An 18,932-nucleotide genomic window follows, 5' to 3' on the forward strand; every position below is an offset into this window, starting at 1 on the left:
TCCTCTTTCGTGTGCGATCGGTCGATGAGAGCAGGACGCGCCGGGTGGTAGGTCAGCGCTCCTCCAGCGTAGCGCCTGGGCCCTCGCCCCTTTCGGGCGCGTCGCTAGACTCGAATCGCATCCACCACGCCCAGAACCACGAGGAGCCTCATGCCCATCGCCACCCCCGAGCAGTACGCCGAGATGCTCGACAAGGCCAAGAAGGGCGGGTTCGCCTACCCCGCCATCAACGTGTCGTCGTCGTCGACGATCAACGCCGTACTGCAGGGCCTGAGCGAGGCCGGCTCTGACGGCATCATCCAGGTGACCACCGGCGGTGCCGACTACTTCGCGGGGCAGACGGTCAAGGCGCGTGCCTCGGGCGCGCTCGCCTTCGCCGCGTTCGCCACCGAGGTCGCCAAGAACTACCCCGTCACGGTCGCGCTGCACACCGACCACTGCCCGAAAGACGCGCTCGACGGCTTCGTCATGCCGCTCATCTCCGCGAGCGAGGCCGAGGTCAAGGCTGGCCGCAATCCGATCTTCCAATCGCACATGTGGGACGGCTCGGCCGTGCCGCTCGCCGAGAACCTCGAGATCGCCCGCGACCTCCTCCCCCGCATGAAGGCGATCCACGCCATTCTCGAGGTCGAGATCGGCGTCGTCGGCGGCGAAGAAGACGGCGTGCAGCACGAGGGCTCGAACGATGCGCTCTACACGACGATCGGTGATGTCACCGCTGCGGTCGAGGCGCTCGGCCTCGGCGAGCAGGGCCGCTACATGGCCGCCCTCACCTTCGGCAACGTGCACGGCGTCTACAAGCCCGGCAACGTCAAGCTGCGGCCTGAGCTGCTGGCCGAGATTCAGCAAGGCATCCAGGCGAAATACGGCACGGATGCTCTTCCGCTCGACCTCGTCTTCCACGGCGGCTCGGGCTCGACCGACGACGAGATCTCGACGGCGGTCAAGAACGGCGTCATCAAGATGAACATCGACACCGACACGCAGTACGCGTTCAGCCGTTCGGTCGCCGACTCGGTGCTCAAGAACTACGACGGCTTCTTGAAGGTCGACGGCGAGATGGGCAATAAGAAGGTCTACGACCCGCGCGCCTGGGGCAAAGCGGCCGAGACGGCCATGGCCGCTCGTGTCGTCGAGGCGACGCAGCAGCTCGGCTCGGCGGGGCACTCGGGCCGCTAGCTGCGGCTCGCGTCACCACCCCTCGTCGATCGCGCTCCGGCGCTACCGGCGGGGGCCTCCCGGCGACCCCGCAGGGGGTGTGCGCAAGGGCGTGCTCGCGGGAGCACCGCCCGACACCTCGAACTCGACGGCCGTGAGCGGACCGCTGCGCCAGCGCAGCTTGTCGACCGTCGACTTGAGACCGACGTAGTACGGCGCGAGGAAGGTTTCGCGACGGCCCTCGGGCATGGCCGACGCGATGCGCAAGGCGACAGCGATCGCGCCGTGATCGGTGCGCCGCAGTTCGAGCCGCGCGAGGCCGATGCGTGCATCGTCGGGTGCGAGCAGGGCGTCGAGTAGAGCGCGCAGGGCCGTGCGCTGAGCGAGGTCGAGCTGATCGGCAAGTCGGTGCTCGTCGTCGACGCGCACCGGCTGACCTTGGGCGACTCGTTCGAGCCAGGTGCGATCGACGTCGGCCGTCAACTCGTCACGCAGGCGCTCCGACAGCTGCGCGGCCAGTCGAGCATCGCCGTCGCTGACGCTCCCCCGCTCGAGAACGCCCCTGATCAACTGCGTCGCGTCAGCGATGCGCGCGGTCGTCACGGCGTCGACCTCCGCGATGAGGGTTCCGTCGTCGGCCGTCTTCGGGGCGAGCTCCAGGGGGCGCTCGCTCCAGCGAGCGAGCCCGGAGGTGATGGCCTGCACGAGCAGCACGCCCCCCAGGGTGCCGATCACGATCGGGAAGAGCGCGATCATGGTGGTCGTGTAGGGCGGCCACGACTGCTCGTCAGGAACCACGAGCGCCAGCACGGTCACCGCGCCGACCACGAAGACGACTGCACCCACGAGGGAGAGTCGCTGCGACGATGCGTACGGTGCCATGGCCAGCAGGGTGAGCGAGCTGACGAGCGGTGCCCACCAGAGCTCGACCGCGAAGGGCTCACCGCGGTAGCCCCATGCCGACAGCACGAGCGCCGCGCTCGACAGCAGTGCAAGGGGGATGGCCCGGCGAAGCGTCAGAGCACCGCGAGGAGGTCGCGTGGCCACGTGCACGCCGAGGAGTGCGCCGACGGCCACGACGAGCGCCGCGACCTGCACGAGCGGCCGCGACCCCGCCTGCCCGCTCACGGTGAGCACGAGAGCGCCGTGCACCCCGCCCAGGACTGCCGCGGCGAGAGGAAGGTTCGGCGAGGTGAACCAGCTCAATGGGTCGGCATCCCACGGGCTGCTCGTCCAGGCATTGCGCCGGGTCATCGCTCGGCCTCCGAGAGGGGAACGGTCATCATGACGGTCGTTCCGTCAGGCCCCGACCAGACCCGCACCGTGCCGCCCACCTGAGCAATGCGATCAGTGATCGACGCGCGCACCCCGAGCCGATCGTCAGCGATCTCGGCAGGATCGAAACCGACACCGTCGTCGACGACGAGCACGGTCACCTGCCCGGTACGCTCACCGACGACGATCTCGGCGCGATCTGTCGACGCGTGCTGCACAACGTTGTCGAGGGCCGCCCGCACCGCACCCATGACGGCGTGACGCACGGGCGCAGACACGCGTCCGTGCAGCGAGTCGACTCCGCTGACGTCGATGCGCACACCGCTCCACTGGTAGTCGCGCACGAGACCCAGCACCGCGTCGCCCAGGGCACTTCCGGCGCTCGACGATGCCGGGGTGTCGCCGACCGACGCCGCGTCGACCACTCGCAGGTGCCCGCTGAGCACCGTGCGAGCGTGATCGCTGAGGGTGCCGGGCGATCGCGCGATCGCCGTCAGGTCGGCCAGCACGGTGTCGTGCACGACGCCGGCTGCCCGACGCTCGAGCTCTCGTCGACCATCGAGATCGCGCACTTCGCGCTCGGCCGCTCGCAAGGGCTCGAGTCGCCGCGCGGTCTGCCGCTGGGCGAACGCCAGCGTCAGATAGGCGACCGCAGAGATCGAGAACACGATGAGGGGCCCGCTGCCCGACCCGATCGTCGATCCGGCCAACGCCAGCCCCACCATGACGCTCGACTGCGCGACGACAAAGCCCACAGCCGACCACAGCAATCCGCTAACGGCGCTGCCACCGACCGCACCAACAAGGCAGATCGCCGTCGCCACGCGATTGATGAGATAAGGCCCCGAGTCCGCGAAGCCCGGGTCGGCGGCGAGCCCGATGACGGGTACTGCGACCGAGAGCACGGCCCCGCCGATCAGGAACACGGTCGCGGTGAGCACGGTCGAGCGCCAGATGAGCAGCAGCGCGAGCATCCCGATGCCGACGTAAGGCGCCACGATGAGAGGCAGGGTCTCGACGAGACCACGGCTCACCTGCACATCGATGACAATCGTCGCTGAGATTCCGGCGCCGACGAGCGCGATCATGCGCTGAGTGAGGGCGAGCCCGACGACGGTGATGCGGGCCGCAGCGACGCGGGGCAGGCCGACGTCGATCATGGCCCGCGCTCGTCAGACTCGGGTGCGACCACCGAGGGCGCGTTCGTCGATATTGCCCGCCTTATCGCGCCGCAGTTCTTTTGGCAGTGAGAACTGCAGGTCTTCTTCGGCCGTCTTGACCTCGTCGACCGTGTCGAAGCCCGCGTCTCGCAGGTCGGCGAGCACTTGCTCGACGAGCACTTCAGGAACACTCGCGCCCGAGCTGACGCCGACAGTGGCCACACCCTCGAACCACTCTTGCTTGATCTCGCTCGCGTAATCGATGCGATACGCGGCTTTGGCGCCGTACTCGAGCGCGACCTCGACGAGGCGAACGCTGTTCGAGCTGTTCGACGAGCCCACGATGATGACGAGATCGGTCTCGGGCGCAACCTTCTTGATCGCCACTTGGCGGTTCTGCGTCGCGTAGCAGATGTCGTCGCTCGGCGGATCCTGCAGGTGCGGGAATCGCGCGCGCAGGCGCCGCACGGTCTCCATCGTCTCGTCGACGCTCAGGGTGGTCTGCGAGAGCCAGATGAGCTCGTCGCCCTCGGGAACCTCGATGCGGTCGGCTTCGTCGGGGTCGTTCACGAGAATCGTGCGCTCGGGCGCGTGACCCATCGTGCCCTCGACCTCTTCATGGCCAGCGTGGCCGATGAGCAGAATGCGGTAATCCTGCTTCGCGAACCGCACGGCCTCGCGATGCACCTTCGTGACAAGCGGGCACGTGGCATCGATGGCCTGCAGCTCACGATCGGCAGCGCCCTGCACCACGGCAGGGCTCACGCCGTGGGCCGAAAAAACGATGTGCGAGCCCGGAGGCACCTCGTCGACCTCGTCGACGAAGATCGCGCCCTGCTTCTCGAGCTCGGTCACGACGTGGATGTTGTGCACGATCTGCTTGCGCACGTACACGGGAGCCCCGTATTGCTCAAGAGCCTTTTCGACAGCGATCACTGCGCGATCGACTCCGGCGCAGTAACCGCGCGGCGCGGCCAGCAGCACGCGTTTCGGGCGATCGACCGGCAGGGGAACAAGGCGCTCCCGGCGTTGCGGGATCACCGGGGTCGTCAGCGTCGAGCCGAAGGCGCCGTTCGAGATCGTGGTCACGAGCCCCAGTCTACGAGTGGCCGCCTGCACGTGAGCTTCAGCAGAGCCGACCTCTCGAGTCTCGCCGTTGTTTACTCCACATCTCGTCGCATCGTGGTGAGTGAGGCCGCGACGAGCAGCACCGCAGCGAGAGCGGCGAGTATCACGCCGCCCTGCCACCAGAGCAGAGCATCCACCTCCGATGCCGGTATCGAGGAATCGAAAGCGTTGAGCGAACTGAAGAGGCCGGCCCCGACGAGCGCATCCGTCGCCGCGCCGGGTAGGAACCGCCCGAGCGACGCCGACCACTCCCACACGTTCGCCACCAGGCGCAGAATCGGCTCGACGAACTGAGTGAAGGCGAGCACGATGACGATGGCAGCGATCTGGCTCGTCAGCAGCGCTCCGAGTCCGAGGCCGAGCAGCGACCACAGTGCTGTTGCCAGCAACGTACGCATCAGCACGGCGATGACCTCGGGCTCGTCGAGCGCCGTCGACTCGCCGAGCGCGGCGAGCACCGGGGCTCCGAGTCCGACCGAGCCGACGAGACCCATCACGCCGTACAGCGCGCCCATGAGCGCTGCGACGATTCCCTTCGCCGCGAGCACGACCCCGCGGCGGGGCTGAGCGAGCACGGTGGGTGTGAGCGTGCCGTGGCGGTATTCGGTGGTCGCGAGAAGCGCACCGAAGAGCAGCAGAATGACGAGACCGACCGCCGTGACGCTGCTGTAGACGAGATTCGCCGTGACGACGGGGTCGAGCTCGGGTGCCGAAGCGCCAGCGCCAGCGAGCTGAGAACCCAGGTCGCTGAAGAAGAAGGCGAGGCCGGCAGCCGTCATTCCCACGTACGCCACCATGATGAGACCGAGCAGCCACCACGCCTTGAGTGAGAAGACCTTCGCGAACTCGGCGGCCGTGGCACGCGTGAGGTTCGAGGCGAGAGCGGTCATGCTGCGCCCTCCTCAGCGGCGGCATCGCCCTGGTCGGCGGTGAGCGCGAGGAACACCGACTCGAGCCCGTCGCCTTCGTTGCTGAGGTGCGTGAGCGCGAGGCCTGCGTCGCGCGCGACCTCGCCCGTGCGGGCTACATCGAGACCGAGCACCGTCAATCCCGCGGCGCCGGGCTCGACAGAGGCGCCGGCGCGCGTGAGGGCATCCGCGAGAGCCGGCCGATCTGATGCGTCGACACGCACGCGCGTCGTTCCCGCCTCGAGCTCGTCGAGTGTGCCGTCGAAGACGATGCGGCCATGACGGATGACCACGACATCGTCGACCGTCTGCTGCACTTCTCCCAGCACGTGCGATGAGAGCAGCACGGTGCGGCCTTCGGCGGCGAGCGAGCGCAAGAGCGATCGCATCCAGCGGATGCCGTCGGGGTCGAGCCCGTTGATCGGCTCGTCGAGCACGAGGGCCGCGGGGTCGCCGAGCAGGGCGCTCGCGAGACCGAGGCGCTGTCTCATGCCGAGCGAGTATCCGCCGACAGCGCGGCGAGCGGCGTGGGTGAGGCCCACCTGCTCGAGCACGGTGTCGACGCGAGAACGATCGATGCCCGCCGCGAGAGCGAACGCGGCGAGATGCGCGCGCCCACTGCGGCCGGGGTGGAAGACATCCGCCGAGAGCGAGCCCCCGACGCGATGCGCAGGGCGATCGAGGTCGCGATAGCGCTGCCCGTCGATGAGTGCCGAGCCCGCAGTGGGCCGGTTGAGACCCAGCAGAATGCGCAGCGTCGAAGTCTTGCCGGCGCCGTTCGGGCCGAGAAAACCGGTGACGCGGCCGGGTTCGGCCGTGAACGACACATCGCGCAGCGCCGTCACCTCGCCGTACACCTTGGTCAGCGAGTCAATGACGAGCGGCGTGGGCGTGGTCATGCGTCTCCGAACGATCGGGGGTCGGCTGTCTCGACTACCCTGGCGAACACCGCCGATCGATGCAAGGAGGGGCGTATGTCTGAAGACCCGACCGCCCCGTCGCCAGGTGGTGCGGCCTCGAGTGCCGATGCCCCGTGGCCCGTCGGCCAGCTCTCGGCAAAGCTCAAGGACTACATCGACCGGCTCGGCCAGGTCTGGGTCGACGGCGAGATCGCGCAATGGGGTGTCTCGGGCGGCAACGTGTACGGCAAGCTCAAAGATGTCTCGATGGATGCGACGGTCTCGTTCGTCATCTGGTCGTCGGTGCGCGCCACCTTGCCCGAGGGGCTGGGCCAGGGCGACCGGGTGACCGCGCTCGTCAAGGCAAACTGGTGGGTCAAGGGCGGCACGCTCACGATGCAGGTATCGCAGATGCGCCGCGTCGGGCTCGGTGACCTGCTCGAGCGACTCGAGCGTCTGCGCGCAACGCTCGCGGCCGAAGGCCTGTTCTCGCCCGAACGCAAGCAGCGGCTACCCTTCCTGCCCCAGTGCATCGGGCTCGTGACCGGCAAAGACAGCGACGCCGAGAAAGACGTGCTGCGCAACGCCCAACTGCGGTGGCCGTCGGTGCGCTTCCGTGTCGTGCACGCCGCCGTGCAGGGCGACAAGGCCGTCGCCGAGGTCTCAGCGGGCATCCGGCTATTGGATGCTGACCCCGACGTCGACGTCATCATCGTCGCCCGGGGCGGCGGCGACTTTCAGAACCTGCTGCCGTTCAGCGACGAGAGCCTCGTGCGCACGGCCGCCGCCTGCGCGACCCCTCTCGTCAGCGCGATCGGCCACGAGAACGATCGGCCGCTTCTTGACGAGGTCGCCGACCTGCGCGCCTCGACGCCCACCGATGCGGCCAAGCGCGTTGTGCCCGATGTCACCGAAGAGATCGCGCGCGTGCAGCAGGCGCGCTCGCGCATGCTCTCTCGCGTGACGGCCACGATCGGCGCTGAGGTCGAGCGCATCGCGGCCATCAGGTCGCGCCCCGTGCTCGCCGACGCTGCGTGGATCGTCGACACCCGCGCCGACGAGCTGACCCGGGCCGTCGCCCGGGGTGTCGAGCTCACCCATCGCCTGCTCGAGCGCGCGGGTATCGACCTCGAGGAGCGACGCACCCAGTTGCGCGCGCTCTCACCGCAGCGCACGCTCGATCGCGGCTACGCGATCGCTCAGACCGACGACGGAGCCGTGCTGCGGTCAGCCGCATCGGCAGTGCCCGGCTCTCGGGTGCGTCTCACGCTCGCCGACGGGCGCATCGCGACGGTCGTCGAGACTCCCACCGACAGTGCAGAAAGGCCCGCCTAGCATGGCTACCGTGACCCCGAACAACGCCGCTGACCCCGCTGCGTCTGCCGGCGATCTCGACACCGAGGGCCTCAGCTACGAACAGGCGCGCGACGAGCTCGTGAAGGTCGTGACCGAGCTCGAGCAGGGCGGCGCGACTCTCGAGCAGTCGATCGCTCTCTGGGAGCGCGGCGAGGCGCTCGCCCGACGCTGCGAAGAGTGGCTCATCGGTGCGAAGCAGCGGCTCGATGCCGCGCGCGCTGCGGTCGAAGGCTGACCGCATGCCCGAAGAACCTCCCGTCGTCGCCGAGCTCGGCAGGCCCGAGACCCCCGACGAGAAGGCGGCCCGCATAGCCGAAGCCCGACGGCGACGGCGCTCGAATCAGACCGCCAAGAACCTCGCACTCTCGATCGCCGCATCTCTCGGCATCGTGCTGTTTCTCGTGCTCGTCGTCGTGCGCCCTGATCCGGCACCCCTCGTCATCGACCACCTCGCGGCCGCCGGCGAGGCCGAGCAGAGCCTGGGCGAGACCGTCGCGGCACCGATCGTGCCGCCGACGTGGGTCGCGAACCGCGCCGAGCTGGCGGGCTCGGGCGGCGTCGACGAGTGGACGATCGGCTTCATCACCGCCGACGACACCTTCATCGGCCTGGTGCAGGGCTTCGACGCCAACCCCACGTGGCTGCGCGACACGCTGCGCAACGCGGGCGACGGCGACGAGATCGACATCGCGGGCCTGACCTGGCAGCGCTTCGATCGACGCGGTGTCGACGGCGTCGGCCTGCGCGAGTACGCCCTCGTGACCGAGACCGGCAGCAGCACGATCGTGCTCTACGGCACCGCGGTCGATGCAGACTTCGCCTTGCTCGCCACGGCGGTCGCCGCCGATCTGCCTGCCACCATCGACTGAGGCGGCTACGCTCGTATCTCGGCTGAGACCCTAGGCCCGACCGTTGAGCGTCTGGCAGGAGCGTGATGACGAACGAGAGACCCCGGCCCGACAAGGTCTGGAACGAGATGCTGCGCGGCAACGAGCGGTTCGTGGCCGGTGAGCCCCAGCATCCACGACAAGACGTCGACCGTCGCGGCGAGCTCGCCGCCGCCCAGGCGCCCCGCGCCGCCCTCTTCGGGTGCAGCGACTCGCGCCTCGCCGCCGAAATCATCTTCGACAAGGGTCTCGGCGACCTCTTCGTCGTACGCAACGCGGGTCAGGTGATCAGCGACAGCGTCATCGGCTCGCTCGAGTATGCGGTCGCGGTGCTCGGCGTGCCCCTCATCGTCGTGCTCGGGCATGACGAGTGCGGCGCGGTCAAGGCCGCCATCGACGCCGAGACGCCTGACGCCCCACCGCTGCCCGTGCACATTCAGGGGATCGTCGATCAGATCGCTCCCGCCGTCGAGCGCGTGCGGCTCGCCGCTGGCACGACGACGACAGCGGCGCTCGACGCGCACGAGGTCGGCCGACAGCACCTGCGCGACACCGTCGGGGCTCTGCTCGCGGCGAGCGAGCTGATCAGCGACGAGGTCGCCGCCGGTACGCTGGGCATCGTCGGCGCGAACTACCGGCTGCTCGAAGGCCGCGTTGTGCCCGACGTCGCGCTGGGTCGACTCTGACCCGCGAACCGCACACCCCTCCAGACCAGAAGGATCACACTGCCGTGAGCGACACGACCGACGCCGACTTCCGCATCGAGCACGACACCATGGGCGAGGTGCGCGTGCCGCGCAGCGCTCTCTACCGCGCGCAGACGCAGCGCGCCGTCGAGAACTTCCCGATCTCGGGCTCGGGCCTCGAACCCGGGCAGATCGTCGCGCTCGCGCAGATCAAGCGCGCCGCTGCTCTCGTCAACGCCGAGCTGGGAATTTTGGATGCTGCGCTCGCGCACGCCATCGTCGGCGCCGCCGATCAGATCATCGCGGGTCAGCACCACGACCAGTTCCCCGTCGACACCTACCAGACCGGCTCGGGCACGAGCTCGAACATGAACATGAACGAGGTACTCGCGACGCTCGCGTCGACCGATGCGCTCGCCGTGCACCCGAACGACCACGTGAACGCCTCGCAGTCGTCGAACGACGTCTTTCCGACCTCGGTGCACCTCGCCGTGACCGACGCTCTGCTGCGCGACCTGATTCCGGCTCTTGAGCACCTCGCCGAAGCCCTCGAGGTGAAGGCCGAGCTCTGGAAGACCGCGGTCAAGGCGGGCCGCACGCACCTCATGGACGCGACGCCGGTGACCCTCGGTCAGGAGTTCGCGGGCTATGCGCGGCAAGTGCGGCTCGGCGTCGCGCGCGTGCGCTCGACGATCGAGCGCGTTGCCGAAGTGCCGCTCGGCGGCACGGCAACGGGTACCGGCATCAACACCCCGCTCGGCTTCTCGCAGAAAGTCATCGCCGAGCTCGCCACGTCGACGGGTCTGCCGATCACCGAGGCCCTCGATCATTTCGAGGCCCAGGGAGCACGCGACGGTCTCGTCGAGGCCTCCGGCGCGCTGCGGGTGATCGCCGTCTCTCTCACGAAGATCTGCAACGACATCCGCTGGATGGGCTCCGGGCCCAACACGGGTCTCGCCGAATTGCACATTCCTGACCTGCAGCCCGGCTCGTCGATCATGCCCGGCAAGGTCAACCCCGTCGTTCCTGAGGCAGTGCTCATGGTCTGCGCGCGCGTCATCGGCAACGACGCCACGATCGCGTGGGCCGGTGCCTCAGGCTCGTTCGAGCTCAACGTGGCCATCCCGGTCATGGGAACCTCACTGCTCGAATCGATCCGCCTGCTGGCGAACTCGACGCGCGTGCTCGCCGACAAGACCGTGTCGGGTCTCGAGGCCAACCTCGACCGCGCGCGGGCTCTCGCCGAGAGCTCACCCTCGATCGTGACCCCGCTCAACCGGGTGATCGGCTACGAGGCCGCCGCGAAGATCGCCAAGCACTCGGTAGCCGAGGGGCTCACGATTCGCGAAGCAGTCATCGACCTCGGCTTCGTCGAGCGCGGCGAGGTCACGCTCGAGCAACTCGACAGCGCGCTCGACGTGCTGAAGATGACCGCTCCCGGTCTCTAGACCTCACCACCGAAGCGGTCCGCGTCGGAGTCGTTGAGTCTCCTGATCCGCACCACCGGTTCGAGAAGCGTTCGCGGGCATCCGACACGGACCGCAGGCCCAGCGTAGCCCGGCCATCTGCGTCGCGTCAGCGGAAGTAGTGGGGCCGGCTCACGAAGGTGTCGGAGACGAACATAACGCCAGCCGTGAGGTCGAGCAGCGATCGCAGACCCTCGATGAGGTCGTCGGCGCGATCGTCAGGCACCACGGTGATGATGAGGGTGAGCGCATCGCGGTCGTTGAACAGCTGCCTGCCCTCGTGGGCACCGTGGTGCCCGAGACCGGTCACGGCCGGCAAGCTCGTATAGCCGGTGGCGCCCGCAGCGACGATCTGGCGACGCACCGCGTCGGCGTCGACGGTGCGCGCCACGACCTCGATCTTGGTCATCTTGGTCAATGCTTCGCGGCTCATGCCGCCTCCTTCTGCTCTGCGCCGGAACCCGGCTCCATCATCCACGGCTGCCATCCGGCCGCCGTGCACCGCTCCCACTCTCCCGCGCTCTCGCCGGGTCGCACCAGAATCACCCATTGCCCGTGTACGAGGTCGTTCACGACATCGGCCTGCCGAACGATGCGCTCAATGCGCTCGCGCGGAGCATCCACCACCACCAGAAGGCGCACCGGCTCATGGTGCAATCCAGAGCGCGTGCCCACCGACTGCCACGGCAGCCCCAGACGCAGGTCACCCGAGGGGCCCGAGAGCACTCCAGCCCCGCCCACGAGGTTGTGCACGGTCTTGGTGCCGGCGCCGAAGACCTCGGGGTCGACCGACGAGTAGAAGTACTGGGCGTTGATCCAGTGCGCCACGACGAGCGGGGCGGTGAGGATCGTCTCGAGCGCGACGCCCTGCGGGTCGTGGTCGGGTTCGTACGAGTGCAAGAAGACGCGTCGGTGCAGGTCGGCTCCGGCCGACAGCGAGCGAGGCCCGATGATGAGGGCCGCGTTGCGAGCCAGACCCCACTCCGGGTAGACCTGCGCCCAGTCGCGCGAGCGGCGCGCCACGGCGCGACTCGAACCGCTGCCCGCTCCGGGTAGCTCGACCGCCCGCTCCCGGGCGAGCTCGTCGCCTGCGCGCCGGGTGTCGGCGAGTAGCCGCTCGACCTCTGCCCGACGGTCTTCCGGAACGCGCTCGAGGTCGGCAATCGTGACCACGTCGGTCGCCGTGTCGTGCTCGCCGGCGAGGAAGAGCGTGTCAGGCGGGATGCTGATGCCGCGCTCGGCGAGCCCAGTCCGCACGACGGGGGCGTTGAGTAGCGCCGCGGCGATACGTGCGTTCGGCGCCCCGCGGTGCCCGCCGCAGGCTCCGCAGTCGAGCGCCGTGCGAAACGCGTTGTTGGTCGTCGAGGTGCCGTGCCCGACGAAGACGACGATCGGGGCGAAGCCGTCGACCATGCCCATCGTGCGCATGATCACCTCGGCGGTGTCGACCTGCGCCTCAGGCGTCAGCGCAGAGTCGATGTCGAACAGTGTCGACACGCCCGTGCGCGGGTCGTCGGGGCGCGAGGGCGCCAGAGTACGACCCGCGAGCACGCTGCGCGCGACGGCGCTCGGGCCGAGCACCCAGCCGCTCGCCTCAGCCCATCCCAGCGGAGCGCCGGCCAGCGCATCCGGAGACTTCAGGGCAGAGCGCAGCGCGCGCCCGACCGCGCCTCGGCCGACGAAGCGCCCGGCTGCGGGCCATGCCCCCGGTGCGGGCCGCTCGGCGATGAGGTGGCGCGGGGTCAGCAGCACCGGGCACGATGCCGAGGGCTCCAATGCGGCGAGGGGCTCGACGAGCGCCGCGATGCCGAAGAACCCGGCGAACCCCGTGGTGGCATACGGCCCCGTGCGCTCGAGGTGACGGCGCATGCCCTCGCTGCGGGGGTCGATGCAGAACACGAGGTGCGCTGCCGCGTCGAGCGTCGCACTGCCGGCAGTCGAGAGGCTATCGAGAACCTGCCGATGCGGGGCCGCTTCGAAGGCCTCCTGCCAGATCAGCACGCGGTCGACGTCGACCTTAGGTACGTCGCGCGGGGCGGCGAGGGGCTCGCCGAGCGCCCACACCAGACCGAGGCGCACGGCGAGCAGATCGACGACGCCGACGTCGCCCGACGTCATCGCTCGCCATCGCACGTAGGCCGCGAATCCGGGCAGCTGCGCGAGTTCGGTACGCAAGCGGTCGAGCTGATCGTCATCGACGACCCCGAGGCGCTCGAGAACGTCGGCGAGCGCCGCGTCGGGCGAGTCAGGGAGGTCGGCGACTCTGCGGCGCTGGTGGCGAGACAGCGAGGGATCACGGCGGCTCACCTCACGCCAGGCGCGGTAGAAGCCGAGTCTCTCGACAGGAACGGGCCACGCCGCCGCCTCGGGCGCCAGAGCGGCGCGGCACCAGCGGGCGAGCCGCTCGTCGACCGCGCTCAGTGCATGTTCGGCCGACCGCTCGTGGCCAGGCTCGCGCGGCGCAGCCGCCAGGAAGCTCTCGACGAGGGCCGCGTCATCACCGTGTGCGACCGTGCTGCGTCGCCGGATGCTCGCCGCGAGCTCAGAGCGCGCGATGCGGCCCGATGCGAGGTGCGCGCGGAACTGCTGCTCGGTCAGAGCTCCGCGCGCACCGACCGCCGGCGCAGCGTGCGAGAGTGCTGCCGTGAAGCCATCGCCGAGCGACGGCAGCACGGGGTTCACGGCGATCGCAGCATCGAGCCCGTAATAGGCGGCGATGACGTTCGCGGCGATCTCGGCGCGCGCGCGCACCCGGAGGGCGCGGGCTCCCGAGGCGGGGGTAGTGGCAGGGGCAGGGGCGATCATGCGCGGGCTCCGTTCGCGGTAGCGGTCGCAGGGGAGAACTCTGCGGTGGCTGCGTGCTCGCGCCGCAGATCGGGCGATCGGCTCGTGCGCGGTGCTCCCGTCGCGTGCCCGAGCGCGAGCAGCGCCAGGCCGACCGTGCCGTGCGGCGCCCAGCGCCGCACCATCGCGATGCCGCCCACGGCGAGCAGGCAGACAGCCCCGATCGCCACGACAGCCCCGCCTCCCGCACTCGAGGCCGACCTGCCGATGAGCCCCGTGAGGGCCGAGGTGAGCAACACGAAGAGCACGGCGGCACCGGCGACCGCGAACGCTGCAAGCACAGCCTGCACTGTGCCCGGCATCATCGCGGTGGCTTGGGCCCCCACGATGCCGAACGCCGCCGCCAGCACCACGAGCACGAGCAGCTCTGCCGCGCCTCGGCCTCCCGGATACACCGCGAGAGCGGCAAGTGCGAGGGCGGCGACCGGCAGCAGCGCTCCGATGCCGGAGCGCGCGGAGCGCGACAACGAGCGCAGGGGCAGGGCGCGCGGCGCGCGGCGTTCGGTCGCCCTGCGGTCGATGCCGTCGTTCGACGAGAGGAAGAGGGCGCTCTTGTACAGGCCGTGCGCCACGAGGTGCAGCAGGGCCGCCGCGGTGAGGCCGAGGGCTGCGACGAGCAGCATGAAGCCCATCTGCGCCACCGTCGACATCACGAGCCGACCCTTGATGTCGGTGCGCATGAGGGCGGCGAGCACACCGACCACGACGGCGAGCCCACCGAGTACGGCCAGCACGGAAACCGCCAGCGCACTCGAGCCGACCACGGCGAACTGGGTGATGATGAGGATGCCGCCGCCGTTGACGATGCCTCCGTGCAGGGCGGCGCTGACGGGCGTCGGAGCGTGCAGCGAGTCGACGAGCCAGGAGTGCGCAGGCGGCAGGGCACAGCGCACCACCGCCGCCCCGACGAGCAGCAGGGCGGTCGCGTCGCCCTCTACGCCGGAGAGCATGAGAGCCACTGCGCCCCACAGCGCGGCATCGGAAACCAGCAACCAGGGGGTGGCCCGAGCCAGCGCGCGGGCTCCTCCCCCGAGCCCGAGAGCGGCGAGCGTCGCGGCGGTGGCGGCGCTCCAGGCGAGGGCGAGCATCCAGATCGGACCGGCGACGCTCACGAGCGCGGTCGCGACGAGCATTGCCCCGATCGCGACCGTCACACCGCGGCCGTGCCGATCGCCGCGCAGCGAGCGGTGCGCGTAGGGCAGCACGGCGGCGGCGATGCCGACCACGAGCACGAGCAACAGGATCGAGACCGCGTCGAGGCGCCAGAGGTCTGTGCCGAGGTCGAGAGCGGGCATGAGCACCTCCTTTCGCGCATCACAATACACGTCTTTCAAATCGTGTAAAGTGAATCGCACGAATCATGTCCGATGCACAAGGCCGTCGCGTCGTACAGTGGCACCGTGGCCGAATGGACGTTCTTGACGAATCACTCGCACGTGCTCGTGTGCCTGTCAGAGAACCCCGACCTGCGCATGCGCGACATCGCCGAGCTCGTCGGCATCACCGAACGCGCCACGCAGCGCATCGTCGCCGAACTCATCTCGGGCGGATACCTCGAGAAAGAGCGCGACGGACGCCGCAACCGCTATCGCGTCATCACGGGCGAGCCGCTACGGCACCCGCTCGAGCAGTCGCACACTGTGGGCGAACTGCTACAGGCGGTCGCCCAGCGATCCTGACCCCGCCGATCAGGCGAGCTCGTTGCCCTCGAGCAGCTCGGTCACGAGGGCTGCGATGGCACTGCGCTCGCTGCGGGTCAGGGTGATGTGCCCGAACAGGGCGTGTCCCTTGAGCGTCTCGATGACGCTCGCGACACCGTCGTGCCGGCCGACCCGCAGGTTGTCGCGCTGAGCGACGTCATGCGTGAGCACGACCTTCGAGTTCTGGCCAATGCGGCTGAGCACCGTGAGCAGCACGTTGCGCTCGAGCGACTGTGCCTCGTCGACGATCACGAAGGCGTCGTGCAAAGAGCGCCCGCGAATGTGAGTGAGCGGCAGCACCTCGAGCAGCCCGCGATCGATCACCTCGTCGAGCACGTTCTGCGAGACCACCGAGCCCAGAGTGTCGAACGTCGCTTGCGCCCAGGGGTTCATCTTCTCGCTCGCGTCACCCGGCAGGTAGCCGAGCTCTTGACCGCCCACAGCGTAGAGCGGCCGGAAGACCATGATTTTGCGCTGCTGCTGACGCTCGAGCACCGCCTCGAGGCCCGCGCACAGGGCGAGGGCCGACTTGCCCGTGCCGGCGCGGCCGCCGAGCGAGACAATGCCAACCTGAGGGTCCATGAGCAGGTCGATGGCGAGGCGCTGCTCGGCAGAACGGCCGTGCAGGCCGAAGACATCGCGGTCGCCCCGCACGAGCGCGATCTCGCCCGCGGTCGCGACACGGCCGAGAGCCGAACCGCGATCGCTCTGGATGACGAGCGAGGTGTTGATGGGCAGCGACTCGACCTCGGGCGTCGCGAGCACTTCGCGGTCGTAGAGCTGGGCCATCTGGTCACTCGAGAGCGAGACCTCGGCCATGCCCGTCCAGCCGCTGTCGACCGCGAGTTCGGCGCGGTACTCCTCAGCTGCGAGGCCGACCGACGAGGCCTTGACCCGCAGCGGCAGGTCTTTCGAGACGACCGTGACGTCGAGACCATCATTGGCGAGGTTCATGGCCACGGCGAGAATGCGCGAGTCGTTGTCACCCAACTGCAGACCGCTCGGCAGCACCGACTGGCTCGAGTGGTTCAGCTCGACGCGCAGCGACCCGCCCGTCTCGCCGACGGCGATCGGAAAGTCGAGGCGCTCGTGCTGCACGCGCAGCTCATCGAGGTTGCGCAGCGCCTGGCGGGCGAAGTAGCCGATCTCGGGGTCGTTGCGCTTCGCTTCGAGCTCGGTGATCACGACGACCGGCAGCACGACGGCATGCTCGGCGAACCGGAAGAGCGCTTTCGGGTCGCTCAGCAGCACCGACGTATCGAGCACATAGGTGCGCTGCCCCACCTCCTTGCGGCCGGTCGACGTCGACGGGTTCTGAAGGGAGGTTTTCGCAGCAGCCACCGGTGCTCCATCCCCGGGGACGCGGGCGACCCCGGACCTGTTGTGTGCGGTGCGGCCGGCAGTCGCGAGGACGCTCTTTCCGGCCGTCCCGATCGGGCGCGATGCCCGATATCTCAGACGCTAGGCCTGTGCGGGCGCCACGTCGCCGCGACACGCCCACGGCCACCGAGCCGTAACGTGCGCGGTCAGCCCCGGGCGAGCGGTTGAAACTCGGCGAACGCCGCGCGCAGCATGTCGAAGGTCTCGTCGGTCGTCGAGACGTGGGCCGAGAGCCGCACGCGACCGTCACGCACGGTCGCCGAGACCCCGTGGTTGTGCAGGGCGGCGGCGAGGGCGCTGACCGCCTCGGGGTGCGGCGCGAGCGTGACGATGCCTGCCCGTTCGACATCGCCGCGCGGCGACACGACCTCGATGGCCGCGTCGTCGGCGATCTGCATCAGCTGCGCGGTGCGCTCGATCACGACCGATCGGATGGCGGGCACGCCAGCACGCAGCACGGCCTCGACCGCACCGGCCAGTCGAGCCTGCGCGCCGGCATCGGCGTACCCCACCCTGAACGCGCTCGCATCGGCGGCGGGCTGCAGCACCTCGTGCACCACCCCCTCACCCGCGTGCGCGGTCCAGCCCGACCAGACGGGCGTGAGCTGTTCGAGCGCCCGATCGCTCAGCGCCAGAAACCCGGTGCCCTGACCGGCTCGTAGCCACTTCTGGCCGCCCGAGGCGATGACGTCTGCGAGCTCCCACGGAGCATCCACGATGCCCGCTCCCTGAATGGCGTCGACAATCAACAGACGGTCGCCAATGACCTGCCGAATGCCCTCGAGGTCGACGAGGTGGCCCGTGCGATAGTCGACGAGGCTCACGACCACGGCCACGACCGATGAGGCAAGCTGGTCGCGCACGACGCCCGGCGTCACCCGTTCGTGCTCGGGCGTGATCGTGTGGGGCACGAGCACGCCGAGGGCCTCGGCCGCGCGAGTCATGGCGTAGCCGACGGCCGGAAACTCGCCCGATGACGCCGCGACTCCCCCCGTGAGCCCGAACATGACGTGCATGAGCGCCTGGCTCGTGCTGGGTTGGAAGACGATCTGGTCGGGGCGCTTGCGCACGAGGGCGGCGGCCGCCTCGCGCACCCGCGCATCCTGTTCGTCGATTGCGGCGAACGAGCCGAAGCGGGCACGAGTCATGAGGTCGACCATGGCTCGCGATTCGGCGGCTGCAGCGTCGCCGATCGGCGCGAGCCGGGCGAAGTCGAGGTAGCCGGGGTCGTCAGAGAACCCCGATGCGTAGTCGTCGATCTCACTCATCGCAGCACCTACTGCCCGAACCGGCGCTGCCGACGCGAGAAGTCGCGCAGCGCGCGCAAGAAGTCGACCTCGCGCAGATCGGGGCCGAGCGCCTCGACGAAGTAGAACTCGCTGTGCGCGCTCTGCCAGAGCATGAAGTCGCTCAGCCGCTGCTCGCCCGAGGTGCGAATGACGAGGTCGGGGTCGGGCTGCCCGCCCGTGTAGAGGTGCTCGGCGATCTTCTCGGGGGTGACAAGCTCAGCGAGCTCGTCGAGGGTGCCGCCGCTCTCGGCGTGATGATGCACGATCGCGCGCACGGCGTCGGCGATCTCGCGCCGACCGCCGTACCCCACGGCGAGATTGATGTGCAGGCCCGTCTTGCCAGCGCCGCGCTGCTCGGCGGCGTCGAGCTCGTCGAGGAGGTCGCGCGGCAAGCCGTCGCGGCTACCCACGTGCTGCACCCGCCACTGGTCGATCGACGAAAGATCAGAAGCGAGCACGCCGATAATGCGCATGAGGCCCGTGAGCTCGGTCGAGTCGCGGCCTGCGAGGTTGTCGGTCGAGAGCAAGTACAAAGTCACGACGCCGATGCCCGCCTGGTCGCACCACGAGAGGAACTCGCGCATCTTGTCAGCACCGGCCCGGTACCCGTGGTCGGTCGTGCCGCCGTACTGGCGGGCCCACCGACGGTTGCCGTCGATGATCATGGCGACGTGCCGAGGGTGCGTGGCGTCGGCGAGCTGACGACGCAGCCGCCGCATGTACAGCTGATAGAGCAGGCCACGACCCCGCACAGTTCTCGACGATCGCACAGGCCCAGGGTAGTCGGCCCCGCCCG

At 69.4% G+C, this 18,932-nt stretch carries 18 protein-coding genes; 7 read left to right on the forward strand and 11 right to left on the reverse strand.

The features are described 5' to 3' along the window. The first annotated feature begins 150 nt into the window (after window positions 1-150). Window positions 151-1,179 carry a class II fructose-bisphosphate aldolase gene (fbaA, locus tag KL788_RS05470; protein WP_293169247.1) on the forward strand — a complete coding sequence of 343 codons (1,029 nt, stop codon included), beginning with the start codon at window positions 151-153 and terminating at the stop codon, window positions 1,177-1,179. 42 nt (window positions 1,180-1,221) lie between these two features. On the opposite strand, the gene KL788_RS05475 is transcribed toward fbaA, so the two are convergent. The 5 genes from KL788_RS05475 to KL788_RS05495 form a co-directional block, all read right to left on the reverse strand. Next, on the reverse strand, window positions 1,222-2,412 hold the full coding sequence (locus tag KL788_RS05475) for a hypothetical protein (protein ID WP_293169248.1): 1,191 nt from the start codon (window positions 2,410-2,412) through the stop codon (window positions 1,222-1,224). Then, a complete protein-coding gene (locus KL788_RS05480) occupies window positions 2,409-3,593 on the reverse strand; it encodes a sensor histidine kinase (protein ID WP_293169249.1) in 1,185 nt (394 codons plus the stop codon). Before KL788_RS05480 ends, KL788_RS05475 begins: the two co-directional genes overlap by 4 nt. A 12-nt stretch (window positions 3,594-3,605) precedes the next feature. Beyond that, window positions 3,606-4,646, reverse strand: coding sequence for a 4-hydroxy-3-methylbut-2-enyl diphosphate reductase (locus KL788_RS05485; RefSeq protein ID WP_428846131.1), 1,041 nt, complete (start codon window positions 4,644-4,646; stop codon window positions 3,606-3,608). A 107-nt stretch (window positions 4,647-4,753) separates the two neighbouring features. Further along, on the reverse strand, window positions 4,754-5,611 hold the full coding sequence (locus KL788_RS05490; protein ID WP_293169251.1) for an ABC transporter permease: 858 nt from the start codon (window positions 5,609-5,611) through the stop codon (window positions 4,754-4,756). Beyond that, entirely contained in the window at window positions 5,608-6,528 is a 921-nt protein-coding gene (locus tag KL788_RS05495; protein WP_293169252.1) for an ATP-binding cassette domain-containing protein, read from the reverse strand. The genes KL788_RS05490 and KL788_RS05495 overlap by 4 nt, the downstream gene beginning before the upstream one ends. Before the next feature lie 75 nt (window positions 6,529-6,603). Between KL788_RS05495 and xseA the strand changes: the two genes are divergently transcribed. From xseA to KL788_RS05520, 5 genes are all read left to right on the forward strand, one after another. After that, window positions 6,604-7,863 carry an exodeoxyribonuclease VII large subunit gene (xseA, locus tag KL788_RS05500; RefSeq protein ID WP_293169254.1) on the forward strand — a complete coding sequence of 420 codons (1,260 nt, stop codon included), beginning with the start codon at window positions 6,604-6,606 and terminating at the stop codon, window positions 7,861-7,863. Between the two features lies 1 nt (window position 7,864). Next, window positions 7,865-8,119 (forward strand): exodeoxyribonuclease VII small subunit, encoded by a 255-nt coding sequence (locus tag KL788_RS05505; protein WP_428846111.1) that lies wholly within the window; start codon window positions 7,865-7,867, stop codon window positions 8,117-8,119. Between the two features lie 4 nt (window positions 8,120-8,123). Further along, complete coding sequence (locus KL788_RS05510) at window positions 8,124-8,753, forward strand: DUF4245 domain-containing protein (RefSeq protein WP_293169258.1); 630 nt, start codon at window positions 8,124-8,126, stop codon at window positions 8,751-8,753. Between the two features lie 65 nt (window positions 8,754-8,818). After that, window positions 8,819-9,457, forward strand: coding sequence for a carbonic anhydrase (locus KL788_RS05515; RefSeq protein WP_293169260.1), 639 nt, complete (start codon window positions 8,819-8,821; stop codon window positions 9,455-9,457). A 44-nt stretch (window positions 9,458-9,501) separates the two neighbouring features. Further along, on the forward strand, window positions 9,502-10,905 hold the full coding sequence (locus KL788_RS05520) for a class II fumarate hydratase (RefSeq protein WP_293169262.1): 1,404 nt from the start codon (window positions 9,502-9,504) through the stop codon (window positions 10,903-10,905). 127 nt (window positions 10,906-11,032) lie between these two features. Here the strand turns inward: KL788_RS05520 and KL788_RS05525 are convergent, their stop codons facing one another. The 3 genes from KL788_RS05525 to KL788_RS05535 are packed head-to-tail and all read right to left on the reverse strand — an operon-like array spanning window position 11,033 to window position 15,062. Beyond that, window positions 11,033-11,356 (reverse strand): P-II family nitrogen regulator, encoded by a 324-nt coding sequence (locus KL788_RS05525; protein WP_293169264.1) that lies wholly within the window; start codon window positions 11,354-11,356, stop codon window positions 11,033-11,035. Beyond that, window positions 11,353-13,728, reverse strand: coding sequence for a DUF2309 domain-containing protein (locus KL788_RS05530; protein ID WP_293169266.1), 2,376 nt, complete (start codon window positions 13,726-13,728; stop codon window positions 11,353-11,355). The genes KL788_RS05525 and KL788_RS05530 overlap by 4 nt, the downstream gene beginning before the upstream one ends. Then, window positions 13,725-15,062, reverse strand: a complete 1,338-nt coding sequence (locus tag KL788_RS05535) for a proton-conducting transporter membrane subunit (RefSeq protein WP_293169268.1) — start codon at window positions 15,060-15,062, stop codon at window positions 13,725-13,727. The genes KL788_RS05530 and KL788_RS05535 overlap by 4 nt, the downstream gene beginning before the upstream one ends. A 105-nt stretch (window positions 15,063-15,167) precedes the next feature. Between KL788_RS05535 and KL788_RS05540 the strand changes: the two genes are divergently transcribed. Next, window positions 15,168-15,446, forward strand: a complete 279-nt coding sequence (locus KL788_RS05540; protein ID WP_293169270.1) for a helix-turn-helix transcriptional regulator — start codon at window positions 15,168-15,170, stop codon at window positions 15,444-15,446. A gap of 9 nt (window positions 15,447-15,455) precedes the next feature. On the opposite strand, the gene KL788_RS05545 is transcribed toward KL788_RS05540, so the two are convergent. The 3 genes from KL788_RS05545 to KL788_RS05555 all read right to left on the reverse strand — a co-directional run bounded on the left by KL788_RS05545 (window position 15,456) and on the right by KL788_RS05555 (window position 18,906). Next, window positions 15,456-16,751, reverse strand: coding sequence for a PhoH family protein (locus KL788_RS05545; RefSeq protein WP_293173186.1), 1,296 nt, complete (start codon window positions 16,749-16,751; stop codon window positions 15,456-15,458). A gap of 242 nt (window positions 16,752-16,993) precedes the next feature. Then, window positions 16,994-18,115, reverse strand: a complete 1,122-nt coding sequence (locus tag KL788_RS05550) for an aminotransferase class V-fold PLP-dependent enzyme (protein WP_293169272.1) — start codon at window positions 18,113-18,115, stop codon at window positions 16,994-16,996. 8 nt (window positions 18,116-18,123) lie between these two features. Then, window positions 18,124-18,906, reverse strand: coding sequence for an isoprenyl transferase (locus KL788_RS05555; protein ID WP_293169274.1), 783 nt, complete (start codon window positions 18,904-18,906; stop codon window positions 18,124-18,126). Between the last annotated feature and the right edge of the window lie 26 nt (window positions 18,907-18,932).

The organism is Microcella sp. (assembly GCF_019739195.1).
In the GTDB taxonomy this organism is placed as follows: Bacteria; Actinomycetota; Actinomycetes; order Actinomycetales; family Microbacteriaceae; genus Microcella.

Coding starts and splice junctions, on each gene's coding strand:
- fbaA (WP_293169247.1), top strand. CDS start 151: ATGCCCATCGCCACCCCCGAGCAGTACGCCGAGATGCTCGACAAGGCC.
- KL788_RS05475 (WP_293169248.1), bottom strand. CDS start 2,412: ATGACCCGGCGCAATGCCTGGACGAGCAGCCCGTGGGATGCCGACCCA.
- KL788_RS05480 (WP_293169249.1), bottom strand. CDS start 3,593: ATGATCGACGTCGGCCTGCCCCGCGTCGCTGCGGCCCGCATCACCGTC.
- KL788_RS05490 (WP_293169251.1), bottom strand. CDS start 5,611: ATGACCGCTCTCGCCTCGAACCTCACGCGTGCCACGGCCGCCGAGTTC.
- KL788_RS05495 (WP_293169252.1), bottom strand. CDS start 6,528: ATGACCACGCCCACGCCGCTCGTCATTGACTCGCTGACCAAGGTGTAC.
- xseA (WP_293169254.1), top strand. CDS start 6,604: ATGTCTGAAGACCCGACCGCCCCGTCGCCAGGTGGTGCGGCCTCGAGT.
- KL788_RS05505 (WP_428846111.1), top strand. CDS start 7,865: ATGGCTACCGTGACCCCGAACAACGCCGCTGACCCCGCTGCGTCTGCC.
- KL788_RS05510 (WP_293169258.1), top strand. CDS start 8,124: ATGCCCGAAGAACCTCCCGTCGTCGCCGAGCTCGGCAGGCCCGAGACC.
- KL788_RS05515 (WP_293169260.1), top strand. CDS start 8,819: ATGACGAACGAGAGACCCCGGCCCGACAAGGTCTGGAACGAGATGCTG.
- KL788_RS05525 (WP_293169264.1), bottom strand. CDS start 11,356: ATGAGCCGCGAAGCATTGACCAAGATGACCAAGATCGAGGTCGTGGCG.
- KL788_RS05530 (WP_293169266.1), bottom strand. CDS start 13,728: ATGATCGCCCCTGCCCCTGCCACTACCCCCGCCTCGGGAGCCCGCGCC.
- KL788_RS05535 (WP_293169268.1), bottom strand. CDS start 15,062: ATGCCCGCTCTCGACCTCGGCACAGACCTCTGGCGCCTCGACGCGGTC.
- KL788_RS05550 (WP_293169272.1), bottom strand. CDS start 18,115: ATGAGTGAGATCGACGACTACGCATCGGGGTTCTCTGACGACCCCGGC.